This window comes from Halobacillus faecis (assembly GCF_007991335.1).
In the GTDB taxonomy this organism is placed as follows: Bacteria; Bacillota; Bacilli; order Bacillales; family Halobacillaceae; genus Halobacillus; species Halobacillus faecis.
Genome location: NZ_BJYD01000017.1, coordinates 188,029 through 213,638, shown reverse-complemented (window position 1 = coordinate 213,638; position 25,610 = coordinate 188,029). Strand labels below are relative to the sequence as shown.

Annotated in this window: 19 protein-coding genes; 15 read left to right on the top strand and 4 right to left on the bottom strand. The window is 45.0% G+C overall.

The genetic code is table 11. From position 1 onward, the window contains the following. Positions 1-230 precede the first annotated feature (230 nt). From pcrB to HFA01_RS09665, 13 genes are all read left to right on the top strand, one after another. Positions 231-941, top strand: coding sequence for a heptaprenylglyceryl phosphate synthase (gene pcrB / locus HFA01_RS09725; protein WP_146815672.1), 711 nt, complete (start codon positions 231-233; stop codon positions 939-941). Next, positions 938-3,172, top strand: coding sequence for a DNA helicase PcrA (gene pcrA / locus HFA01_RS09720; RefSeq protein WP_146815670.1), 2,235 nt, complete (start codon positions 938-940; stop codon positions 3,170-3,172). The genes pcrB and pcrA overlap by 4 nt, the downstream gene beginning before the upstream one ends. A 14-nt stretch (positions 3,173-3,186) precedes the next feature. Next, complete coding sequence (ligA, locus tag HFA01_RS09715) at positions 3,187-5,187, top strand: NAD-dependent DNA ligase LigA (protein WP_146815668.1); 2,001 nt, start codon at positions 3,187-3,189, stop codon at positions 5,185-5,187. Between the two features lie 89 nt (positions 5,188-5,276). After that, positions 5,277-6,452, top strand: coding sequence for a CamS family sex pheromone protein (locus tag HFA01_RS09710; protein ID WP_146815666.1), 1,176 nt, complete (start codon positions 5,277-5,279; stop codon positions 6,450-6,452). A gap of 296 nt (positions 6,453-6,748) precedes the next feature. Next, a complete protein-coding gene (gene pruA, locus HFA01_RS09705) occupies positions 6,749-8,299 on the top strand; it encodes an L-glutamate gamma-semialdehyde dehydrogenase (RefSeq protein WP_146815664.1) in 1,551 nt (516 codons plus the stop codon). A gap of 495 nt (positions 8,300-8,794) precedes the next feature. After that, positions 8,795-10,306: a sodium/proline symporter PutP gene (gene putP, locus HFA01_RS09700; RefSeq protein WP_146815662.1), complete on the top strand. Its 1,512-nt coding sequence runs from the start codon at positions 8,795-8,797 to the stop codon at positions 10,304-10,306. 476 nt (positions 10,307-10,782) lie between these two features. Then, entirely contained in the window at positions 10,783-11,073 is a 291-nt protein-coding gene (gene gatC, locus HFA01_RS09695) for an Asp-tRNA(Asn)/Glu-tRNA(Gln) amidotransferase subunit GatC (protein ID WP_089651494.1), read from the top strand. Between the two features lie 12 nt (positions 11,074-11,085). After that, positions 11,086-12,555, top strand: coding sequence for an Asp-tRNA(Asn)/Glu-tRNA(Gln) amidotransferase subunit GatA (gene gatA, locus HFA01_RS09690; protein WP_146815660.1), 1,470 nt, complete (start codon positions 11,086-11,088; stop codon positions 12,553-12,555). Next, on the top strand, positions 12,555-13,985 hold the full coding sequence (gatB, locus tag HFA01_RS09685; RefSeq protein WP_146815658.1) for an Asp-tRNA(Asn)/Glu-tRNA(Gln) amidotransferase subunit GatB: 1,431 nt from the start codon (positions 12,555-12,557) through the stop codon (positions 13,983-13,985). The genes gatA and gatB overlap by 1 nt, the downstream gene beginning before the upstream one ends. A gap of 155 nt (positions 13,986-14,140) precedes the next feature. Next, positions 14,141-15,058, top strand: a complete 918-nt coding sequence (locus tag HFA01_RS09680) for a diacylglycerol kinase (RefSeq protein ID WP_146815656.1) — start codon at positions 14,141-14,143, stop codon at positions 15,056-15,058. Between the two features lie 173 nt (positions 15,059-15,231). Beyond that, the gene (gene rlmD, locus HFA01_RS09675) at positions 15,232-16,608 is read left to right on the top strand and encodes a 23S rRNA (uracil(1939)-C(5))-methyltransferase RlmD (RefSeq protein ID WP_146815654.1); all 1,377 of its coding nucleotides are present in this window, start codon (positions 15,232-15,234) and stop codon (positions 16,606-16,608) included. A 35-nt stretch (positions 16,609-16,643) separates the two neighbouring features. Further along, the gene (locus tag HFA01_RS09670) at positions 16,644-16,841 is read left to right on the top strand and encodes a hypothetical protein (RefSeq protein WP_146815652.1); all 198 of its coding nucleotides are present in this window, start codon (positions 16,644-16,646) and stop codon (positions 16,839-16,841) included. A 361-nt stretch (positions 16,842-17,202) separates the two neighbouring features. Continuing rightward, positions 17,203-17,490 carry a YkvS family protein gene (locus HFA01_RS09665; RefSeq protein ID WP_146815650.1) on the top strand — a complete coding sequence of 96 codons (288 nt, stop codon included), beginning with the start codon at positions 17,203-17,205 and terminating at the stop codon, positions 17,488-17,490. A gap of 892 nt (positions 17,491-18,382) precedes the next feature. On the opposite strand, the gene HFA01_RS09660 is transcribed toward HFA01_RS09665, so the two are convergent. After that, complete coding sequence (locus HFA01_RS09660) at positions 18,383-19,108, bottom strand: polyphosphate kinase 2 family protein (protein WP_146815648.1); 726 nt, start codon at positions 19,106-19,108, stop codon at positions 18,383-18,385. A gap of 488 nt (positions 19,109-19,596) precedes the next feature. Between HFA01_RS09660 and exaC the strand changes: the two genes are divergently transcribed. Together exaC and HFA01_RS09650 are read left to right on the top strand one after the other, a co-directional pair. Continuing rightward, on the top strand, positions 19,597-21,117 hold the full coding sequence (gene exaC, locus HFA01_RS09655; RefSeq protein ID WP_146815646.1) for an acetaldehyde dehydrogenase ExaC: 1,521 nt from the start codon (positions 19,597-19,599) through the stop codon (positions 21,115-21,117). Position 21,118: 1 nt separating this feature from the next. Further along, a complete protein-coding gene (locus tag HFA01_RS09650; protein ID WP_146815645.1) occupies positions 21,119-21,454 on the top strand; it encodes a DUF779 domain-containing protein in 336 nt (111 codons plus the stop codon). A 95-nt stretch (positions 21,455-21,549) separates the two neighbouring features. Here the strand turns inward: HFA01_RS09650 and HFA01_RS09645 are convergent, their stop codons facing one another. The 3 genes from HFA01_RS09645 to katG form a co-directional block, all read right to left on the bottom strand. Continuing rightward, entirely contained in the window at positions 21,550-22,503 is a 954-nt protein-coding gene (locus HFA01_RS09645) for a calcium/sodium antiporter (protein WP_146815643.1), read from the bottom strand. Positions 22,504-22,740: 237 nt separating this feature from the next. After that, complete coding sequence (gene yxiS / locus HFA01_RS09640; RefSeq protein ID WP_174787818.1) at positions 22,741-23,040, bottom strand: protein YxiS; 300 nt, start codon at positions 23,038-23,040, stop codon at positions 22,741-22,743. A 175-nt stretch (positions 23,041-23,215) separates the two neighbouring features. Then, on the bottom strand, positions 23,216-25,450 hold the full coding sequence (gene katG, locus HFA01_RS09635) for a catalase/peroxidase HPI (protein ID WP_146815641.1): 2,235 nt from the start codon (positions 25,448-25,450) through the stop codon (positions 23,216-23,218). Positions 25,451-25,610: the final 160 nt, after the last annotated feature.

Here is a 25,610-nt window from a genome sequence, read left to right as displayed (position 1 = left end):
ATCCATAATTTTACAACAGTACAAAAGCAAAGCCCGCCTCTCTTTTCGGTAGAAAGGACGGGCTTTTTCGTGTTTACAATTTATGGTGTACCAGGTCATACATATATTTCCACCACCCTCCACAACCTCTTCTTATAAAGGTCATCGATTTGTTTGGTTGTGCCCCTCAACCCGGGGATGAAAATTTGCTATAATGGGTAGATGGATAACTGTTGTTTTGGAGGACGGAAATGTACAATATAAGCAAGTGGGATCATGTGTTCAAGCTTGATCCGAATAAGACGATCACAGACGCAGACTTAGAGAAGATATGTACATCAGGAACAGATGCGATCATCGTCGGAGGCACAGACGGTGTGACGTTCGAAAACGTCACGGATTTGCAGGAGCGCATCGAAGAGTATGACATCAGCTTTGTGCTGGAAGTTTCGGACATCGAAGCGATTGCGCCCGGCTTTGATGCTTATTTCATCCCTCTTGTCCTGAACAGTGGTCATAAGAAGTGGATGATTGATGTGCAGCACCAGGCGATCAAAGAGTATGCAGATGTGATTGAGTGGCAGGACATGCTGACAGAAGGGTATTGTGTGCTAAACCCTGAAGCGAAAGTGTTCAAACGGACGGAGTGCTCGCTTCCGGATAAAGAAGCTGTCCTCGCCTATGCTCAGATGGCTGAACATATTTTCCATCTGCCCGTTTTTTACATGGAATACAGTGGGACCTACGGCGATCCTGACTTGGTCAAAGCCGTAGCCCGACAATTAGAAAACACATCCCTCGTCTACGGTGGAGGCATCCGTTCGGAGAAACAGGCGTCAGAAATGGCCGCCTATGCAGATGTCATCGTTGTCGGCGATGTGATTTATGATAACCTAGAGGTTGCTCTTAAAACGGTAGAAGCCGTTAAATCAATGAAGATGAAGGATGGTGGACCCTCATGACACAGGCATTGAACGCATTGATTCAAGGCTTGAATACAGAACAACGAGAAGCGGTGACCCACACAGAAGGCCCGCTGCTCATCATGGCAGGTGCCGGAAGTGGTAAAACACGCGTACTGACACACCGCATCGCCTATCTACTTAGTGAAAAAGACATTGCGCCACGGAATATATTAGCGATTACGTTTACAAATAAAGCGGCACGCGAAATGAAAGAGCGTGTCGAATCTCTTGTCGGCAAAGACGGGGAAAAAATCTGGATGTCCACGTTCCACTCAATGTGTGTACGGATTTTGAGACGTGACATCGACCGGATCGGTTATGACCGCAATTTTTCGATCCTAGATTCAAGCGATCAACTCTCTGTTATTAAACAAGTACTGAAAGAGATCAATCTTGATCCGAAAAAATGGGACCCTCGTGCGATGCTCGGAGCGATCAGTAATTCAAAGAACGAATTGATGACCGCAGAAGATTATGAAAAACAGGCGGGCAACATGCATGAAGAACAAATCGCCCAAATTTACAAAGGCTATCAAAAGAAACTCCGTAAAAACCAGTCGCTCGATTTCGACGACTTGATCATGCAAACCTTAAGACTTTTCGACGAAGTGCCGGAAGTGTTGGAATCCTACCAGCGCCGTTTCCAGTACATCCATGTCGATGAGTATCAGGATACGAACCATGCTCAGTATCAACTGGTCAAACATTTGGCGAGCCGTTACCAGAATCTCTGCGTTGTCGGTGACTCCGACCAGTCCATTTATGCTTGGCGCGGAGCGGATATTCAAAACATCCTAAATTTCGAAAGTGACTACCCGAAAGCACGTACAATCCTGCTTGAGCAGAACTACCGCTCAACGGAATTAATCTTGGATGCCGCCAACAACGTCATTGATAAAAACAGTGGTCGTAAGCCGAAGCGTCTATGGACGGATAATAAAGGTGGAGAAAAGATCCATTACCACCAGGCAGGTACGGAACGTGAAGAAGGTCTTTTTGTCACAGATAAAATAGAGGACCTTGTCCGCCAAGGAAAGTTCCGCTATCAGGATGTTGCGATCTTGTACCGCACGAACGCTCAGTCCCGTACGATTGAGGAAACGTTCGTCAAAGCAGGGGTCCCGTACCAGATGATCGGTGGAACGAAGTTCTATGATCGTAAAGAGATCAAGGACATGCTTGCCTATCTCCGTCTGATCGCCAACCCGAACGACGACTTAAGCTTCCAGCGTGTCGTCAACGAACCGAAGCGCGGTGTCGGGAAAACGAGTATGGACAAGATGCTTGCCTATGCGGCAGATCATGACATCTCCTTATACGAAGCCGCTGCCGAAGTCGATTTCGTCGGCGTCAGCGCAAAAGCAGCGAAAGCGATCATGAGCTTCCGTAAAATGATTCAGACTTGGGCTGAGCAGCAGGAATTCCTTTCTGCAACGGATATGGTACAGGAAGTCATTGATAAAACCGGCTATGAAGAGATGCTCATGAACGAGAAGAGTATCGAGGCGCAAAGCCGTCTTGAAAACATCGAAGAATTCAAATCCGTTACGAAGAACTTTGAAGAAAACGCGGAAGATAAAACACTGGTTGCTTTCTTGACCGATCTCGCTTTGATTGCGGATATTGATTCTATGAATGAAGACCCTAGTAGTGACGACACAGTGACGTTGATGACGCTGCACTCAGCGAAGGGACTTGAGTTCCCGGTTGTTTTCCTGATCGGTATGGAGGAGAACGTTTTCCCGCACAGCCGTGCGCTTATGGATGAAGAGGAAATGGAAGAAGAGCGACGTCTTGCTTATGTCGGGATCACCCGTGCAGAGAAAGAGCTGTTCATTTCCCACGCGAAAATGCGTACCCTCTACGGCCGTACGAACATGAATCCAATCAGTCGCTTTATCCATGAAATTCCGGAAGAACTGATTGAAGGAAAAGAACAGAAAGAAGAGCTGCCATTCTTCAATAAAAAACGGGAAAGCACGCCGTTCGGCACGAAGCCTCAAGCCACTCCGAAGAAACGGGCCGCGAAGAAGCCTGAGAAAAAATCTTCAGGCGGCGAAAAAATCGGTTGGCAGCCTGGTGATAAAGCACACCACAAGAAGTGGGGCGAAGGCACGGTCGTCAAAGTGCAGGGTGAAGGAGATGGGATGGAACTCGATATCGCCTTCCCGGCCCCGACAGGTATTAAGCGCCTGCTTGCTCGTTTTGCTCCGATTACGAAAGCGTAAGGAAGTGGATGGATATGAACGCAACGGAAGCTAAGCAAAAGATCGAAACACTCAGACAGGATCTCGAACAGTACAGCTATGAATACCACACGCTCGATGATCCGAGTGTTTCCGACTATGAATATGATAAAAAAATGCAGGAATTGATCAAGCTTGAAGAAGAGCACCCGGATTTAAAGACGCCGGATTCACCTTCCCAGCGGGTCGGTGGCAAGCCTCTGGACGCTTTTGTAAAAGTGCAGCACGATATCCCGATGCTCAGCCTCGGCAATGCTTTTAATGATGAAGAACTTCGTGACTTCGACCGTCGTGTCAAAAATGGCACGGATGCAGAGGTCAATTATGTATGTGAACTGAAAATCGATGGCCTTGCCGTTTCTCTAAAATATGAAGATGGGATTTTCGTGCGGGGAGCGACTCGTGGAGATGGGACGACCGGGGAAGACATTACGAAAAACCTGCGTACCATCCGAAATATTCCTCTTCGGTTGAAAGAACCGGTGACCGTCGAAGTCAGAGGCGAAGCGTATATGCCGAAGAAGTCATTCATGGTATTGAATGAAGCCAAAGAATCGAATGGGGAAGAACCTTTCGCCAACCCGCGTAACGCCGCTGCGGGTTCCCTAAGGCAGCTGGATCCGAAAATTGCGGCCAAGCGTAATCTGGACATTTTTTTATATGGCATCGGTGTGTGGGAAAATGATCCCACGGATGCGCACAGTGAACGTCTGGAGAAAATGAAAGAGCTCGGATTGAAAACAAATCCGGAATGGAAAAAGTGTAACGATATTGAAGAGGTCATCGACTATGTCAATAGCTGGGTCGAACACCGTGCGGATCTTGATTACGAGATTGACGGCATCGTCATCAAAGTGGACAGCCTCGATCAACAGGAAGACTTAGGCTTTACTGCGAAAAGCCCGCGCTGGGCAACGGCCTACAAGTTCCCGGCAGAAGAAGCGATTACGAAGCTTAAGGACATTGAACTCAGTGTTGGACGCACAGGTGCCGTGACACCGACAGCGATTCTTGATCCGGTCAAAGTTGCAGGAACAACGGTGCAACGTGCATCCTTGCATAATGAAGACCTGATTATCGAAAAAGACATCCGTATCGGAGACACGGTGGTCATCAAGAAAGCCGGAGACATCATCCCTGAAGTCGTCCGTGTAGTTGAAGATCAGCGGACTGGTGAAGAAGAGCCGTACCGCATGCCGGAAGAATGTCCGGAGTGTGGCAGTCAGCTTGTCCGTCTTGATGAAGAAGTCGCTTTACGCTGTGTGAACCCGAACTGTCCGGCCCAATTGCGGGAAGGCTTGATTCATTTCGTTTCAAGAAATGCGATGGATATTGAAGGTCTTGGGGAAAAAGTGATCGCCCAACTGTTTCAGGAGAACTTAATTCATACGATCGCAGACTTGTATAAGCTCGACCGTGAAGAGCTGTTGCAGCTTGATCGTATGGGTGAAAAATCAGTGGAGAACCTTTTGAATGCGATTGAAGCTTCAAAAGAAAACTCCCTCGAGCGACTGCTGTTCGGTCTTGGGGTGCGTTACGTCGGTTCAAAAGCTGCAAGCACGCTTGCCCAGCATTTTGAACATATGGACGCCCTCGTCGAAGCGGATGCCGCTGCCCTTGAAGCCATCCCTGAAATCGGCAGCAAGATGGCCGAATCGATCGCCAGCTACTTTGATGAAGATCAGGTCATCCAGTTATTGGAAGAGTTGAAGGAGCTCGGACTGAACATGGAATACAAGGGTGCGAAGAAGAGCGATCAGCCGATCGATTCTCCTTTCAACGATAAGACTGTGGTCCTTACAGGGAAAATGGAGGACTACAGCCGATCGGATATGAAGAAAATGATTGAAGAACTTGGCGGGAAAGTGACAGGGAGTGTCAGTAAGAAAACCGACCTTCTCATCGCTGGAGAAGACGCCGGTTCCAAGTACACGAAAGCATCAGACTTGGGGATTGAAATTTGGGATGAAGAGCAGTTCAAAAACGCTCTATCCTGATCGGTCGAACGTTTTATGGTTATACAAGAGGAGCCGGAGCGTGAAAAAACATACACGCTCCGGCTGGTCTCATTAAGGGAGTGGAAAGCATGAGGAAGATGCACGCACTGTTGCTTAGTTCACTGCTCGTCGTAAGCGCGTGTACACCCGTTTTTGACAACAGAGAAGAAGTCATACAAGAAACGAAAGATGAAAAAAATAATCAATCTGCCATCATTCCGAATTACAACATGTCGGAACAGGATTACCGGATGATCCTGACAGAGAGCAGCCCGAAGGTATCAACCGCCCGTGCTGTGACGACGAACCAGATGGGCAACCGGATGGATATTGATGAATTTGAAAGCGGCCTTCGCCGTCATTCTAAAGAATACTACGACCCGGATAAATACTTCTTCCAGCCTGGCCAGTACTTGGATGGAGATACACTCCTTACATGGTTGGGGCGTGATGGAAACGTGCCAGTAGAAGAAGATCAGGATCCTGAAGAAGTCGAAGATGGATTGAATCCTGAATTGAATGAGGACGCAGCAACAGAGGAAGACTTCCGTGAGAGCCCCCGCTATATTTCCAACATCATAGAACAGAATTACTTAGTTCGAAAAGACGAAAATAAGGTGGAACTGAGTGGGCTAACGATCGGGATTTCCTTACGAACCGTATATAACTTTACAGTAGAGGGACAAAGCTTATCCGAAGATCATTCAACGGAAGAACTCCTTAAAAAAGGGAAAGAATATGCGGATGAAATATTAGATAGAATCCGTAAACGAGAAGAGCTGAACGATGTTCCAATCGTCTTCGCCCTTTATGAAGAAGAGGAAGCAAGCTCGAAAGTTCCAGGTAAGTTTTTAAGTAAAACGTACGTTAAAGGTTCGGACATGACCGTAAATGGCTGGGATCGTATCGAAGAAAAGCACGTGCTGTTTCCATCCAAGGAAGCAGAAGAGGACCACTTCGATGATTCACAAATCTTCTCGGACTTCAGAAAAGAAGTATCCGACTATTTCCCGAACTTTGTAGGCATGATCGGCAATGGATTTTACGTCAATAACGAACTGCGTGAAGTGTCGATTGAAATACCAATCCAATTCCAATCTGAATCGGAAGTTGTCGGCTTCACACAATATGTGTACAGTCTTGTAAACGAAATGTTTGCAGATCACTATAATGTCCAAGTAAATATCCACAGCATGGATGAACCAGAAAGTCTGATCGTCAAAAAAGCCGGCGAGCAGGAACCTTTCGTTCATGTTTACGAATAATACAAAGACCGCCTGGGCCTCACCCCATGCGGTCTTTCTTATTATCTTTAATATAATAGACACAGTTGAGGAGTAGTGGGATTTCGACAAAAGTAGAAAAATATCTAGGAATTTTGATGAAATACGCAAATGTTTGGCCTCAGTTCTACACAGTTGAATATTTGCGATAAAATCAGCCTCAATCGTTTGAACTAGATGCATAGTTACGATAGAATGGTTGTGGAAACGCTTAATGTGGTAATTTTCAAAATATTACATAGCGTCACCCATTTTACTTTTCAAGGAGGCGGTTTTTTATGGTAGTCCCTTACAAACACGAACCATTTACTGATTTCACAGTGGAAGAAAATCGGAAAGCTCTGCAGGCGGCAATCAAGCAGGTAGAAGCGGACCTTGGAAAAGAGTATCCTCTCATTATCGGCGGGGAGCGGATCATGACGGATGATAGGATTGAAGTCGTCAATCCGGCTAACAAGAAAGAAGTCATCGGCTATGTGTCGAAGGCGAATCAGGATCTTGCTGAGAAAGCTCACCAGGTGGCCGATGAGACATTTGACTGGTGGAGAAAAACGAAAGCGAAGTTCCGTGCGGACATCCTTTTTCGTGCGGCAGCGATTGTTCGTCGTCGTAAGCATGAGTTTACGGCACACCTCGTCAAAGAAGGCGGGAAGCCATGGAAAGAAGCGGATGCGGATACAGCGGAAGCGATCGACTTCATGGAGTATTATGGGCGACAAATGCTTGAAATTGATAAAGGCGTGGAAATCAATTCCCGTCCGATTGAAAACAACCGTTTCCATTACATTCCGCTTGGAGTAGGGGTTGTCATTTCTCCATGGAACTTCCTCTTTGCCATCATGTGTGGAACGACGGTTGCCGCTATGGTATCCGGGAACACGGTTCTTCTGAAACCGGCCAGTGCGACTCCGATCATCGCCTATAAGATGATGGAAGTGCTTGAAGAAGCGGGATTGCCGAAAGGAGTGATCAACTATATTCCTGGAAGCGGTAAGGAAGTTGGGGACTATCTTGTCGATCATCCTCGTACTCGTTTTATCAGCTTTACGGGTTCACGTGAAGTCGGTACTCGTTTATTCGAGCGTGCAGCAAAAGTTCACGAAGGTCAAAAGTGGTTGAAGCGTACCATCATCGAAATGGGCGGAAAAGATACAATTGTCGTCGACAGTGATTCTGACCTCGAGCTAGCGGCTGATGCGATTACGTACTCGGCTTTCGGTTTTTCCGGACAGAAGTGCTCCGCATGTTCCCGTGTTATTGCTCACGAAGATGTGTATGATGAGCTGCTGGAACGAGTCGTTCAGAAGACGAAGGAACAAGTAAACTATGGTGATCCAACGGATAACAGCAACTACATGGGACCCGTGATCGACCAGGGTGCTTATGATAAGATTATGAGTTACATCGGAATTGGTAAGGAAGAAGGAAGGTTGATGACAGGCGGAAAAGGAGACGACAGCAAAGGCTGGTTTGTCGCACCGACTGTTTTTGCCGACCTTGCTCCGGATGCACGTCTCATGCAGGAGGAAATCTTCGGTCCTGTAGTAGGATTCACGAAGGCGAAATCTTTCGACGAGGCGATCAAATTCGCAAATAATACCGAATATGGCTTAACTGGGGCTGTGATTTCCAACAATCGCGAGCATATAGAAAAAGCACGCGAAGACTTCCATGTTGGTAACTTGTACTTCAACCGTGGATGTACGGCAGCAATCGTAGGCTATCATCCGTTTGGTGGTTTCAACATGTCAGGAACCGATTCAAAAGCTGGAGGTCCTGATTACCTTATTCATCATATGCAAGGAAAAACAACGTCTGAAATGCTGTAATAGAACGACCAAAAAATCCCTTATCCACATGTATGTGGAAAGGGTTTTTTTCATGAAAAATGGAACATACTAACGCTGTCGGGAAAAGGGGACATTTCCCCATTTTTTTATGGTCTCGAAAATTTTTTAAAATAAATTTTGTGAATGATTATCATAAAAATGTCACATATATGTATTTTTATACTGGATACACGAATAAAAATTCAATTATGACCTATTCGCGCAATTTTTGCAATGTTCTTACAAAAGTTATATGATATAGTTGTACCTGTGTTTGGTTTTTTTAAGTCTTCGTGACTTAAGAACCATGCGTCGGTACGCTTTGCATAGGATTGTATAAACCAACATTTGGGAGGTGGAAATGTGTTTGAACTCGCTACTGCAACATCAGCAACCATCGCTGGAGCAACATGGTTCTGGTTATTTGTACCAATGCCAATTTTAATCATTCTATCTATCATTACACTATTCACTGAGAGGAGCGAATAACAAAACATGAGTACTGCTACTTTAATAACGTTTATTGTCTATTTAATCGGTATGCTGGGAATCGGTTTTGCTGCATATCGTCTTACAAGTGATTTATCTGACTATGTCTTAGGTGGTCGTCGTTTAGGTCCAGGAGTTGCCGCGCTATCTGCCGGTGCATCCGACATGAGTGGTTGGTTGCTGCTAGGTTTACCTGGTGCGATTTACGCTGGAGGTTTGTCCTCAGCTTGGATCGGTGTCGGTCTAGCTATTGGTGCATACTTAAACTGGCAGTTCGTCGCACGCCGCCTTCGTGTATTTACGGAGATTGCAAATGACTCGATCACTGTTCCAGACTATCTTGAGAACCGCTTCCGTGACCATTCCCACGTGTTACGTGTCATTTCTGCAGCTGTCATTCTTTTATTCTTCACCTTCTATACATCTTCCGGTATGGTTGCCGGTGCGAAGCTGTTTGAAGCTTCCTTTGCATTAAGTTACACGCAAGCTCTATGGTTAGGCGCAATTGTAACTATTTCTTACACTTTCTTAGGTGGATTCCTAGCCGTAAGTTGGACAGACTTTGTTCAAGGGATCTTGATGTTCTTTGCATTGATCGCTGTACCAATTGTTGCGATTACTGAACTTGGTGGTTGGAATGCTGCCACAGACGCAGTAGCCCAAATCGATCCATCTCACTTGAACATGGTTCAAGGTGTCGGTGCCCTAGCGATCCTATCTTCTCTTGCTTGGGGACTTGGTTACTTTGGTCAGCCGCACATCCTTGTACGTTTCATGGCCCTAAGATCTCCTAAGGACGTACCAAAAGCACGTTTGATTGGTATCGGCTGGATGGTTCTAGGTCTTTACGGTGCGATCTTCACAGGTCTATTCGGACTTGCATACATCAACACGGCAGATGTAGCTGATCTTTCTACATTTAATGCTGAAGTCATGACAGAAGGCGGCATCCAGATGCTTGTCGACTCTGAGAAAATTTTCATCACGTTCTCTCAGATCCTGTTCCACCCTGTCATTGCTGGTATCTTACTAGCAGCGATTCTATCTGCGATTATGAGTACGATTGACTCTCAGTTGCTTGTATCTTCATCTGCACTAGCAGAGGACTTCTATAAAGCACTGTTCCGTCAGAACGCTACTGAGAAAGAATTGGTATGGGTTGGTCGTGTTGCCGTAGCCGGTATCGCATTGATTGCGGTGCTTCTAGCAGGTAATCCGGACAGTACCGTTCTTGGTCTTGTATCTTACGCTTGGGCAGGTTTCGGTGCCGCATTCGGTCCCGTAATCATCTTGTCCCTATTCTGGAAAGGCATCACACGTAATGGTGCGCTTGCCGGAATTATCGTCGGTGCGGTTACCGTGGTCGTTTGGGGTGACTTCCTGAGTGGAGGAATCTTCGACCTTTACGAAATCGTACCTGGTTTCATCCTTGGTGGTCTTGTTTCCATTCTTGTCAGTCTTACTGGTCAACCACCGAAAGATATTGCTGAAGAATTTGATAAAGTTACGAAAATGTAAAAAGTTCTTCACTACAAAATTCCCGGTCTTATGGCCGGGAATTTTTTTGTTTCGAGATCTTGTTGAATGGAATAAGCAGCCGATTTCAACGGGAGGTTGGTGATATTCTATCGACCAAATTGCCCTTTATAAGCCAAGTATGAGAAATTCATAAATAGATTTCCTGACCTTTTTTCCTTTCATCGATGTGCTTGGTCCCAAGTGATTCGTGTTCTTAAATATATAATGGAGAATGCTACAGAAATGAAGAGCATTTTGCTTAAAGCATTACCACACGCCTATGGAAAGCGAGTGATTTCACGTACCTTCAAGCACGATCGAACTTAACGAAAACACTCTCAGCAAGAGTAAGCTTTCACGATAAGACAGCGTCCTTTTGATGTGTTAAACTAAGAAAGGTGTATCCGTACGTTGAAAATGGATTCTGATATTTGGTATGATCATATATTATGTGAGATCGAAATGGAGGTCGCATTATGTCCAGAATTAGCAAAGAGGAAGTGAAGCACGTCGCGAATCTCGCGCGCCTTGCGATCACGGAAGAAGAAGCAACGACATTCACGAAGCAGCTTGATGACATCATCACGTATGCTGAACAGTTGAATGAATTAGATACAACAGGCGTCGAGCCTACGACCCACGTTCTTGACTTGAAGAACGTCATGCGTAAGGACGAGCCGAAGAAATGGATTTCTCAGGATGATGCACTTAAAAATGCACCGGACAAGCAGGATGGACAGTTCAAAGTGCCATCCGTATTGGAATAAGGAGGTTCGACGATGTCTTTATTTGACTATACATTACGTGAGCTTCAAGAGAAGCTACATAACAAAGAGATTTCCGTCACGGACTTAGTGGAGGAGTCTTACAAGCGTATCGAAGAAGTGGATGAAGAAGTCCAGGCCTTCATCACGCTGAACAAAGAAGCAGCGAAGAAGCAGGCGGCAGAACTTGACCAGGAGCGCGGCAACGACGATGCGAAGCTTTTTGGTCTGCCAATCGGTGTGAAAGATAACATTGTAACAAAAGGACTGCGTACAACAGCAGGAAGCCAGATTCTCTCTAACCTTGACGATCCATTGTATGATGCGACCGTTGTCAACAAATTGAATGACGCTAAGTCCGTTACCATCGGAAAATTGAACATGGACGAATTCGCGATGGGTTCTTCCAACGAAAACTCCAGCTACGCAGCAGCTCGTAACCCTTGGAATACCGATTACGTTCCAGGTGGATCCAGTGGTGGTTCTGCCGCGGCTGTAGCTGCAGGAGAAGTTCCTTACTCCCTCGGTTCTGATACAGGTGGGTCGATCCGTCAGCCAGCCGCTTATTGTGGTGTGGTCGGATTGAAGCCGACTTACGGCCGTGTGTCCCGTTTCGGACTCATCGCGTTCGCCTCTTCTCTTGACCAGATCGGACCAATCACTCGCAGCGTTGAAGACAATGCGTTCTTGCTTGAGACAATCGCTGGTCATGACAAGATGGATTCGACTTCTGCAAACGTTGAAGTGCCGAAGTATACGGAGTCTCTGACTGGTGATGTGAAAGGCATGAAGATCGGTGTACCGAAAGAATACCTTTCTGAAGGGGTTTCTGAAGAAGTAAAAGAAGCGGTGAAAGCTGCTCTTAAAGAATACGAAAAAATGGGAGCTACATGGGAAGAGGTTTCTCTTCCTCACTCCAAGTACGCGCTATCCACGTACTACCTGATTTCATCTTCTGAAGCATCTGCGAACCTGGCCCGTTTTGACGGTGTCCGTTATGGTAAGCGTGCGGAAGATGCGAAAAACATGCTCGACATGTTTATGCGTTCCCGCGCGGAAGGTTTCGGTGACGAAGTGAAGCGCCGCATCATGCTTGGGACCTTCGCGTTGAGCTCTGGTTACTACGATGCGTACTACAAGAAAGCTCAGCAGGTCCGTACGTTGATCAAGAACGATTTTGAAAAAGTGTTTGAAGACTACGATGTCATCATCGGGCCGACAACACCGACACCTGCCTTCAAAGTAGGGGACAAAGTCGACGATCCAATGACGATGTATGCGAACGATATTTTGACGATTCCGGTTAACCTTGCAGGCGTACCAGGAATCTCCATCCCATGCGGTTTCTCTGGAGACGGTCTGCCGATCGGCCTTCAGATCATCGGAAAACACTTTGATGAAGGTACCGTTTACCGTGCCGCTCATGCCTTCGAACAGGCGACTGATTATCATAAACAACGCCCGTCCCTTGGAGGTGCGCGCTAATGAACTTTGAAACGATTATCGGACTTGAAGTCCACGTAGAATTAAAAACAGACTCGAAAATTTTCAGCCCGTCTCCGAACATGTTCGGAGATGATCCGAATACGAACGTGAACCCGATCGACCTTGGGTACCCTGGTGTTCTTCCTGTATTGAACGAAGAAGCCGTGAACTTTGCAATGAAAGCATCGATGGCATTGAACTGTGACATCGCGACAGACACGAAGTTCGACCGTAAAAACTATTTCTATCCGGACAACCCGAAAGCATATCAAATTTCCCAGTTTGATAAGCCGATCGGTGAGAATGGTTACATCGATATCGAAGTCGATGGCAAGAAGAAGCGGATCGGCATTACGCGTCTTCACATGGAAGAAGATGCAGGTAAGCTGACACACAGCGATGATGGATACTCCCTTGTCGACTACAACCGCCAAGGTACTCCGCTCGTTGAAATCGTTTCTGAGCCGGACATCCGTTCACCGAAAGAAGCGTACGCGTACTTGGAAGCATTGAAAAACATCATCCAGTACACAGGCGTTTCTGACTGTAAGATGGAAGAAGGGTCCCTACGTTGTGACGCCAACCTTTCCATCCGCCCAATCGGTCAGGAAGAGTTCGGAACGAAGACAGAGCTTAAGAACTTGAACTCCTTCTCCTTTGTACAAAAAGGACTGGAATTCGAAGAGAAGCGTCAGCAGAAAGAACTGCTTTCCGGAGGGGAAATCCTTCAGGAGACTCGTCGTTACGATGAGCAGACGAAAGAAACGATTCTGATGCGTGTCAAAGAAGGTTCTGACGACTACCGTTACTTCCCAGAGCCGGACCTAGTCCCTCTACACATCGATGAAGCTTGGAAAGAACGCATCCGTGCCGAAATTCCTGAGCTTCCAGATGCTCGTAAGAAGCGTTACATCGAAGAGCTGAAGCTTCCAGAGTACGATGCGATGGTTCTTACAAACAACAAAGAACTTTCCGATTTCTTCGAAGAAACAATTGCCGAAGGAGCGGACATCAAGCAGGCATCCAACTGGTTGATGGGTGAAGTATCAGCTTACATGAACAAGCACTACAAAGAGCTTCATGAGCTTGAGCTGACACCGGCTTCTCTTGCGAAGATGATCCAACTGATCGAAGACGGAACGATCAGTTCCAAGATTGCGAAGAAAGTCTTCACGGAGCTAGTAGAAAAAGGCGGCAATCCTGAGAAGATCGTTAAGGATAAAGGACTTGTGCAGATTTCCGACGAAGGCCAGCTGACTGAAATTGTTGTCGGCATCATGGACAACAACCCGCAGTCTATTGAAGACTTCAAGAACGGAAAAGATAAAGCCCTTGGATTCCTTGTCGGTCAGGTGATGAAAGAAACCAAAGGACAAGCGAACCCACCGATGGTCAACAAGATCATCCTTGCAGAAATGGAAAAGCGCTAAACGCTTAAATTTCAAGAAAGCACGCACTTGCTGGTGCGTGCTTTCGTATGGTTTAGGACTTGTCATCATATACTATAGAAATGGTTTGCAAATCCAGGAAAAAGCGCTATGATGTAGAATGGAACATGCTTGGATAGAAAAGGGGGTCATACACGATGAAACGTGCCCGAATTATATATAACCCGACCTCTGGAAGAGAAGTCATACGCAAGGTTCTCCCGGACATTTTGCAACGATTCGAACAGTCCGGTTACGAGACCTCCACTCATGCCACAACATGTGCTGGTGACGCCGTCAAAGCAGCGGAGTACGCCGTCGATCGTGAATTCGACCTGGTTGTCGCTGCAGGGGGAGACGGAACCATCAATGAAGTCATCAACGGACTTGCCGAAAAACCACACAAACCGAAAGTCGGCATCATTCCAGTCGGGACAACGAACGACTTTGCCCGTGCCTTACACGTGCCTAGAAACATTCATAAAGCGGTGGATATCATCCTGGAAGGCTACAGCCATCCGCTCGATATCGGCCGTGTCAACGACCAATATTTCATGAATATCGCCGGTGGCGGTAAAATAACCGAAATCTCTTACGAAGTACCAAGTAAGTTGAAGACGATGATCGGTCAGCTTGCCTATTACTTAAAAGGCATTGAGATGCTTCCATCGATCCGTCCGACCTACGTCGAAATGGAGTATGACGGCAAATGGTATGAAGGCGAGATCATGCTTTTCCTCGTCAGCAACACCAACTCTGTCGGTGGCTTGGAGAAACTGGCGCCATCCGCTCGTATGGATGATGGACTTTTCGACCTGATGATCATTGAAAAAATGAACATCGCAGAATTCGTCCGTTTAGCGACGCTTGCCATCCAGGGAAACCACTTGAATCATCCGAAATTCATTCACACGACCGCAAGTCGTGTGAAGGTGAAGACAGATGAAAAGATGCAGTTGAATATCGACGGGGAATTCGGTGGATTATTGCCCGGGGAATTTGTCAATTTATACAGACATCTGGACTTTTTTGTTCCAGAAGACATATTTAAAGAAGAAGCTGACGAAGAAGAATAATGGGGAGCGCTGCTGTGTGAGACAGTGGCGTTCTTTTGTTTTGTTTGTAGAGAGTAAACTAGCCTGTCGGGGCGACTTCACACTTATGACATCGAGCAGCTACCCGGCGCGACTCCGCACTTAGAGATATGATAAACTACGATTAGAGTATATAGATAAAGGACGGATGAACAATGGCGAAACCGAAACCGCCCGTAAAGAAAAACGAGACGATTGAACTGAGCTTTGAAGATTTGACTCACGAAGGCAATGGGGTAGGGAAAGTCGATGGCTATCCACTTTTCGTACCGTATGGCCTTCCAGGTGAAAAGGCCGAAGTGAAAGTCGTCAAAGTGAAAAAGAACTTCGGCTTTGGCAAGCTGGTGAAAGTGACAGAAGCAAGTGACGACCGCGTTGAGCCCCCATGTGATGTGTTTTACCAGTGTGGCGGCTGTCAGCTTCAGCATATGAGCTATCAAATGCAGCTCGATATGAAACAGAAGCAAGTGAAAGACAACATGAAGAAAATCGGCCACCTCGAACATGTCCCTGTCCACCCTACGGTTGGGATGGAGGACCCTTGGCGCTATCGGAATAAAGTCCAAATTCCTGTCGGGCAGAAAGAAGACGGCGAATTGATGACCGGCTTCTACCAGAAACGAAGCCACAACATCATCGACATGGACACATGCCTGATCCAGGACGAAATGAACGATCGCATGGTCGAAACCGTCCGCCGCATCGCAACCAAACACGGAATCGATGCCTATGATGAACAAACCCATCGCGGCGTGCTGAGACACATCATGGTCCGTACCGGTCAGAATACGAAAGACATCATGATCGTTCTTGTCACGAAGACGAAAAAGCTTCCGCACAAAGACAAAATGATCGATGAGATCCGTGATGCTTTTCCAAACGTGAAATCGATCGTCCATAACGTGAACAGTGCGAAAACGAACGTCATCCTTGGAAAAGAAACGAACATCATCTGGGGCGATGAGTACATTTATGACACAATCGGCGATATCCGGTTCATGATCTCACCGAAGTCGTTCTACCAGGTCAACCCGACACAAACGAAGAAACTCTATGATCAGGCTCTCGACTATGCTGATTTAAGAGGCGGGGAAACCGTTATTGATGCTTACTGCGGAATTGGAACCATCTCCTTGTTCCTCGCTCAAAAAGCGAAGAAAGTGTACGGCGTTGAAATCGTACCAGAAGCTGTTACTGATGCGAAGAAGAATGCGCGTCTGAATAAGATGGATAACGCAGAGTTCTATGTGGGACAAGCGGAAGAGCTTATGCCATGGTGGCGTAACCAAGGACTTCGTCCAGACGTGATTGTCGTTGATCCTCCTCGTAAAGGTTGTGACGAAGAGCTGTTGAAGGCGATGCTTGATATGGAACCGGAGCGGATCGTTTATGTATCCTGTAATCCTTCGACACTTGCTCGTGATTTGCGTATTTTGGAAGATGGCGGGTATGAGACGAAGGAAGTTCAGCCTGTTGATATGTTCCCGCAGACGAGTCATGTGGAGTGTGTGACGTGGTTGGTGAAGAAATAAAAGCAAGCCTTAATTTATAATGGGAGGGCATGTGAATGGAAGCGAATAAGAAGTGGCTATCCATACCTGAAGATTTCAGAAAGAAGTTGATTGGTAACGTCCGTTGCACTCATTGCAATGATGTAGTTACGATTACAGACTTCATTATTGTGGATCATCCTGCAGGTATAATGTTGGATGGGAAATGCAAGAACTGTGGAAATAAAGTGGTTAGGGTAGTAGAGGATATTTGAAGGAAAAAGCAGGGGGAATCCTCCTGCTTTTTTGTATCTGAATAAGACGTCAGTGCCTGCTCTCGCCTTTAGAATATTAAGGTGGCGGGTGTGAGGCGCCTTCATAATTTAGTTTTACTTTTTACTAAGGAACTATTGTAAAAGGAGAATAAGTTATATTCATTGAAATGCAGGGTACTTTATCTAGGAAGCGTTGTACCATTCTTCTAAACAAGAATCGTAGTAGAGTAATACTCTAAGGAGAATGAGGGCACTTGATTAAGGGTATAGATAAGGAAACCCTTGGCCAGGACCTTGACACCAACGAAAGCGAAACTACAAAAACTACATTTTATTCACTCACTAGGAAGGGGAATTTCTCATGGCTGATGAAAATATAAGCAAAAATTTAGTTGATGCTGCGTTTAAAAAGAAAAACTCAGAAGAAGAACAGAAAGTAAAAGAAGAGGACAAAGCAACCATAGGCGATATTATAACTTTCCAAAAAGACGGCCAACAGTTAGAAGCTGTCGTAACTTCTGTAAATTTACAAAACTCCGTTGTTTGCGACATGACTATTATGGAAGATTTCAACGATCGCAATTTAGACTTCGAAAAAACCGTTGTTGCTCATACAAACTACAGCATTAAAAAACGTCGCGATGTGTAAGTTCAACAATAGTAATATAAAAAAGAGCTTCACACTGATCGAGTGTGATGTTCTTTTTTTAGTGTGGACGGATCTGATAAAACATCAATTTCGGTACTGCCCCCATTATGTTAAAGCACTACTATAGCAGGTGTCAGGCACCGCCTTTGAATAAGGTAAACACTACTTCATCTTTTCTTATCAGCAATAACCAATCACCCCATGTAGAGGGTGTGACGTGGTTGGAGAAGAAATAAACAAATAGGGGGTATTTGTCATTCCTTTGCTTTTTGGTACCTGATGAAAGATTTTTTTGGGAAATTAGCACAAAAACTAACACGATCAGACCGTTAGTAAACGCTTACAAAGTTGACACAACTGACTTCGGTACAATCGGTAAATGGTGATATAATAAGAGTGTAAAGAAGATAACAAAAACAAATAAACAACTTAGGTGGCTCAACCATCGCGAGTTCGTTTCCAAACGAACGAAAATCACGCCAAGGAAAGAATGTGCATCCCGTACAATAAGGATGAAAAAACAGTCTTGAAAAGGCACGTGATCCAGTTGCCTACTGATGGTAGGTGGCGGGGAAGGCTTTGTAAGACGATTCCCTTTTGAAGTTAGATTGAGGGTTGAGTAAGAGAGCGAAGAGCATTCCCTTAGCTGTTGCATTCTCTCTTCTGTTGCAGTTAAGGAAGAAGAGGAAGAAAATTTGACTTAACCGGATAAGGAAACGAATTCTCCGTAGAATTGTCCTTCGAGAAAGTCTGGAATCCAAAAAAAGTGTAGAATCAAGGATGATTCTTACATGGTTGGGTCACCTAAGTTGTTTACTTTCACCCTGGCACTTCCTTAAGTGCCAGGGCTTCTTTATGTACCTGGATTCCCTAACATGTTAAGCAGGAACGGTTAAAAAGAAGTGGTTAGTTGCCTTAATTTGTTTTCAATCTCCTGTATAACGATGTGATTGGTTTTCACTCTAGCATAATGTTTGTTTTCTCCTTCTACAATGTGCCACTTACTTTCTGGAGGAGACGTGTGCTGGAACATATCCTCTACAGCTTCTTCATACTTCTCCCAATTCGCGCGGTTTCTCCAGTCCTCATCCGTGATTTTCCATTTCTTTAAAGGATCTTGTGCTCTCTCTTGGAATCGTATCAGTTGTTCTTCTTTAGAAATGTGCAGCCATACTTTAATGACGACATATCGATCTTGAGCAAGGAGATGCTCAAATTGAACGATTTCGTTATAGGCTCGATTCCATTCCGAAACAGAAGCGAAATCTTCGACCCTTTCCACAAGGACACGGCCATACCAGGAACGATCAAAAATCGCTAATTTCCCGTAGGGCGGAATCTTATTCCAGAAGCGTTTGAGATAATGGTGCCTCTTCTCGTTCGTGGAAGGAGCACCAATGGCATGTACCTCAAAACCGCGCGGGTCGAGTCCGTTGGTTAACCGTTTAATTGCGCCTCCTTTTCCGGAAGCATCCCAGCCTTCAAAAACAACAATAACACCTAACTGATGATCATAGATGGATCGCTGCAACTGAAGTAACTTCAACTGTGTTTGTTTTAGTTCCTTCTTATATTGTTTCTTGTCTATGCTCAAGGAAAGATCTACTGACTCTAGCATGTCATCATCTCCTTTAAAGCCTATATGGAAACCTTCTCTTTATATATTCTTCATCGCTAGCCGGAAGCCTTCTAAAATTACATGGCTTAACAAGTGATAATTATAGATATGGAAGCGGAGTAGGAGGGGGGATGAAAATATGTAACAAAGCTGATTTCACTTTATATTTATCCTAATGTGGATCGAACACTTTGGTCGAGGGTTACTGTAGATTCAAATATTTTATTAAGAAAATAAAATATTCAAATCTCAGAATTCAATAAATAAGGAAATTTAGCACCAATAGCCTAAGAAAACAGTAAGTTACTATGTCAAATAAATTAAAAAATTAAATGATATTAAATGATAAAAACTATTGCGAAAAATATATAGTTCATATACACTAAATAACCGTGCGGCAAAATGTGACAAAGTATGACAATGAGATTACTTATTGATTACAAATTTGCCTACATAACAAAAAGAAATAGCTTCGGGGGAATTACATAATGATTTTTGCTAATCCAAACACAAAAGACGCACTAGTAAACTACAAAGAGCAGTATCAAAATTTCATCGGCGGGGAATGGGTTGCACCAGTAAATGGTCAATATTTAGATGTAATCTCTCCAGTCAGTGGTAAAGTATTTACAGCTGTACCACGTTCTTCATCTGAGGATGTTGAAGCAGCACTTGACGCAGCACATGCAGCGAAAGAGACTTGGGGTAAAACTTCTGTTGCTGAACGTGCGGTAATCTTAAATAAAATTGCAGATCGAATTGAAGAGAATTTAGAAATGCTAGCGGTAGCTGAAACTTGGGATAACGGGAAAGCTGTTCGTGAAACTTTAAACGCTGACCTTCCTTTAGTAGTTGATCACTTCCGTTACTTTGCAGGTGTGATCCGCGCGCAAGAAGGCGGAATCAGTGAAATCAATGAAGATACAGTAGCCTATCATTTCCATGAGCCACTTGGTGTCGTTGGGCAGATCATTCCTTGGAACTTCCCGCTTCTTATGGCTGCTTGGAAGATTGCGCCAGCTCTAGCAGCAGGAAACGCTATTGTGCTAAAACCAGCAGAACAAACACCAGCTTCCATTTGTGTATTACTTGAAATTATTCAAGATCTACTACCGACAGGGGTTCTAAATATTGTTCACGGGACTGGTTTGGAAGTAGGAAAGCCTTTGGCAACGAACCCACGTATTGCAAAAATTGCTTTCACTGGTTCAACAGCCGTAGGTCGCTCAATCATGCAGTATGCGACTGAAAACATTATTCCAGTAACATTAGAACTCGGAGGTAAGTCACCAAATGTCTTCTTCCCGGATGTCATGGATGCAGACGACGACTATCTGGATAAAGCGATTGAAGGCTTTGTATTGTTTGCCTTAAATCAAGGGGAAGTTTGTACATGTCCTTCTCGTGCATTAATTCATGAGTCGATTTATGACGAGTTCATGGAGCGTGTGCTTGAACGTGTGAAAGCAATCAAAGTTGGTAACCCACTAGATACTGACGTCATGATGGGTGCCCAAGCTTCTAAACAACAATTGGATAAAATCCTTTCTTACATTGAGATCGGAAAAAATGAAGGTGCTGAACTGCTCATCGGCGGTAACCAAAATGAACTTGAAGGTGATCTAGAGGACGGTTACTATGTTGAACCAACTGTTTTCAAAGGAACGAACAACATGCGTATCTTCCAAGAAGAAATCTTTGGCCCAGTCCTATCTGTTACAACATTCAAAGACTTCAACGAAGCCATTGAAATTGCGAATGACACATTATACGGATTAGGCGCTGGTGTATGGTCCCGTAATGGAGAGATTGCTTATAAAGCTGGTCGTGCAATTGAAGCTGGCCGTGTATGGACAAATACATACCACCAGTATCCAGCCCATGCTGCATTTGGTGGCTATAAACAGTCCGGCGTTGGTCGTGAGAATCACTTGATGATGCTCAGCCACTATCAACAAACAAAGAACCTCTTAGTTGGTTATAACAAAGGTTCCATGGGCTTTTATTAAAATGGAAAAAGTAGTTGCTACAAAAGAAGCAAGAACCTTGATTGAGCAATTACAAGAAGAATATGGAACGATTCTCTTTATTCACTCAGAAGGTTGTTGTGATGGAACTTCGCCAGTATGCATGACAGAAGGTGACTTCTATCTGGGCAGCCAAGATGAAAAAATAGGGGAAGTTTCAGGTTCCTCGTACTATATGCACAAAGCTAATTTCTCTTATTGGCAGCATCTCCAAATTATGATTGATGTGTCAGATGGAATGGGAAACTCCTTTTCATTAGAGAGTACAAAAAATAAGTCGTTTGTGATCCGTGCAACCGAATTGATAAATGACAAATAACATAAAAAAGCAGGAGGCTTATTATTCAGCCTCCTGCTTTTTTTGTACTTGACTCTGCTTAGTTGACTTTTTGCGTTGAGTAACGAGCGGAATTCTCAGTTTCGTAAAATTATATAAACGAGGTAAATGATATACATGGTCACAAGGACTAAGCCCTCTGCTTTTTTGATTTTATAATGGGTCCTTGAAAATAAGAACAATAACAAGCTCAATGCAATCATAATCATGACATCAATAAAGATCTTTCCATTAACAGATAGAGGTGAAATGAAAGCGGAAGCCCCCAAAACAAATAATATGTTGAAAATGTTGCTCCCTACTACATTACCTAGTGCAATTCCACTTTCTTTCTTCAATGCAGCGGATATGGAGGTTACGAGTTCAGGAAGTGATGTACCAATCGCAATGATGGTTAATCCAACTAATGTTTTACTCATCCCGAGTTCATAGGCAATTTCAGTGCCGCTATCTACCACCAGATCTCCCCCAAAGATAATGGCTATTAAACCTGCCAGTGTCAAAAGAATGTTCTTTCCCCACTTAATATTTGAAGGAATGGGCTTTTGGATCGATTCTTTACGGCTTTTCATCCCTACTTCAATCACATAGTACATAAAAATAGATAGGAACAACAAAAAGATGATGCCGTCACTGCGTGTAAGCAAGTTATCACTTAGACCTTGTAACTCCGTATCACTAATAAGTACGAGTAAAGCTCCACTAGCGAGCAGTACAAAGGGAATTTCTTTTTTCGTTGTTTCACTCTCTACCATTAGTGGATATAAGAAAGCGGCTATACCTACAACTAAAGTGACATTAAAAATATTGCTCCCTACTACATTTCCTAAGGATATATCAGCATTTCCTTGTAAAGCTGCAATAATACTGACTGTTGCCTCAGGAGAGCTTGTGCCGAATGCCACAATCGTTAACCCTATCAAGATAGGCGGTACACGGAGTAGCCTGGCAATGTTGGAAGAGCCATCAACGAATAAATCGGCTCCTTTGATTAATAGAACGAAGCCGACAATTAATAAGAAGTATGCCATAGTAGCCTCTCAAACTCCTTTTTACTTTTTACTAGTTTTCCCATACCCTTATTCGTAGTAGTTAAAAAGTTTTTGGGGGGGAAGCTTTTATACAATATACTGTGGTAAAGCATGAACGGAACAGGGGAGTACGACCAAATTCCATACATGAAAAAAACACCTTACCGAATGCCCGGGTGGCATCACGATCAGGTGCTTTTTTCTTTATGACACACTGAACTTTTTTCTTGAGGTTACTTACTTCAAATTTTTACGGGCTATTAAATCAGATACAACAAAAGCGAGGTCGTCATTTCCATAGAGAGACAGCACCTCAAGAAGTGTCTCAGAATCAATGTGATCGGACTCCTGCTTCGGTACAGTAAGCTCCAAGGCATCGATCAGTTCTTTATTTTTATCCTGGTATGGATAGGCCTCTTTATAAATGACTACAGGATCCAGGTCATGGTTCATGCACCACTGGGCAAAAAGCAGAATCATCATTTTTTCACCTTTTTGATAATTACGAATCACTTCTTCTTCACGGCTCCGATCCACACAGCATACCTCCTTTTTGAGCGGGGGACGGATTTATCGTCTGCTCGCAACAGTTTCTTTCTCCCATGATATCAGATATTTATAAAAGCATGGTCTTTTACCTCTTTCTACGTTTTATTTTTCATAGAGGAGCATAACGAAAAAAGCAGGAGGCGAGAGGCCTCCTGCTTCTTACTTACGCGTTATGATAAGCCAAATCTTTCTTCTTCTTCAGATCAAAACGATCCGCGTTCATCACTTTCACCCAGGCAGCAACAAAGTCGTGTACAAACTTCTCTTTATTATCTTCCTGTGCATACACTTCACCCAGCGCACGCAGGACAGAGTTGGAACCGAAGACGAGGTCGACGCGTGTCGCTTTTCTAACAAGTTCGCCTGTCTGACGGTCGCGACCTTCGTATTCGTTGTAATCACTCGGCTTCCACTCGATGCCCATATCAAGAAGGTTCACGAAAAAGTCGTTTGTCAGTGTACCGACGTTGTCTGTGAATACGCCGTAGTCTGTGTCTTTGTAGTTGGCACCAAGTACGCGCATACCACCCACAAGTACAGTCATTTCCGGTGCAGAAAGACCAAGGAGCTGTGCTTTGTCGACAAGCAGTTCCTCTGGACTCAACGTATATCTCTTCTTCTCATAGTTACGGAACCCATCCGCCATCGGCTCGAGCACTTCGAAGCTTTCTTCATCGGTTTGCTCTTGGGTGGCGTCCCCGCGTCCGGAAACAAATGGAACGGTTACTTCGACACCTGCATCTTTGGCTGCTTTTTCTACGGCTGCGCTTCCGCCTAGGACAATTAAATCAGCCAGGCTGACTTCTTTATCGAACTGTTTTTGAATGCCTTCGTAGACCGCAAGCACTTTGGAAAGCTGTTGGGGTTCGTTCACTTCCCAATCTTTTTGTGGGGTAAGTCGGATGCGGGCACCGTTCGCGCCCCCACGCATGTCAGATCCACGGTACGTGCTTGCTGCCGCCCAGGCCGTTTTCACAAGTTGACTGATAGAAAGGCTGGAGTCGAGGATTTTTTCTTTCAACTCTGCCACTTCAGCGTCCGTTAATTCGTAATTTACCGTAGGAATCGGATCCTGCCAGATCAAGTCTTCATCCGGTACTTCCGGTCCAAGGTATCTTGTTTTTGGACCCATGTCACGGTGAAGAAGCTTGAACCATGCACGTGCAAAGGCATGGGCGAATTCATTCGGGTTTTGATGGAAACGACGGGAGATCTTTTCGTAATCAGGGTCCATACGAAGAGCCATATCGGCTGTCGTCATGAATGTAGGGACTTTCACCGATGAATCTTCCGCATCTGGAGCCATGTCCTCTTTTTTAGGATTGACCGGCGCCCATTGGTTCGCACCTGCTGCACTCTTTGTCAATTCCCATTCGTAGCCGAATAAAAGGTCATAATATCCGTTGTCCCAAACGGTCGGGTTCGCTGTCCATGCACCATCGACACCACTTGTGATTGTGTCGCGGCCTTTTCCGCTTCCGTGAGAGCTCATCCAACCTAAACCTTGATCCTCAATATCAGCCGCTTCTGGTGAGGCACCGACTTGATCAGGGTCCCCGGCACCGTGAGCTTTACCGAAGGTGTGACCACCTGCAACAAGAGCAACAGTCTCTTCGTCATTCATCCCCATACGGGCGAATGTTTCACGGATATCCCGTGCACTGGCAAGCGGGTCCGGGTTGCCGTTTGGACCTTCTGGGTTTACATAGATGAGTCCCATCTGCACGGCAGCAAGTGGGCTTTCAAGTTCACGATCGCCGGAGTAACGGTTGTCACCGAGCCATTCTTTTTCATTTCCCCAATAGACATCTTCTTCTGGATGCCACACATCTTCACGCCCTGCTCCAAATCCAAAAGTCTTCAAGCCCATGGATTCAAGCGCGACGTTTCCAGTAAGTACGAGCAAATCTGCCCATGAAATCTTATTGCCATATTTCTGCTTGATCGGCCATAGCAGGCGACGGGCTTTATCAAGGTTCGCGTTATCCGGCCAGCTGTTCAGAGGCGCAAAACGCTGGGTACCGGTTGCACCGCCACCGCGTCCATCTCCTGTACGATACGTACCGGCTGCGTGCCAGGACATCCGAATGAAAAGGGGACCATAGTGTCCGTAGTCTGCCGGCCACCAGTCCTGACTATCTGTCATCAGCTCATGAAGGTCTTGTTTCAAAGCGTAATAATCAAGCTTGTTGAATTCTTCTTCATAATTGAAGTCTTCTCCCAGCGGATTCGACTTTTTATCATGCTGACGTAAAATATGCAGATTTAGCTGGTTGGGCCACCAGTCTTTGTTCGTTGTACCGACTTTTGTTGTCGTTACCGCACTTTCTTCCTTTGTTTTTTCGTGGGATACGGGACACTTACCAGCTTGGCTGTCGTGCATTTCATTTTTGTCCATGAATGATACCCTCCTATATTTGTGAAAAAATTATAATCGGTCTTAGATTATAATTATAATAAAAAAGGCTATATTTTGAAAGGAATAACCCTCTCATTCACTGGAAAAATTTTATTTCATTAATAGAGAAGATAAGTGAATCATATTTTAATAGATTCAT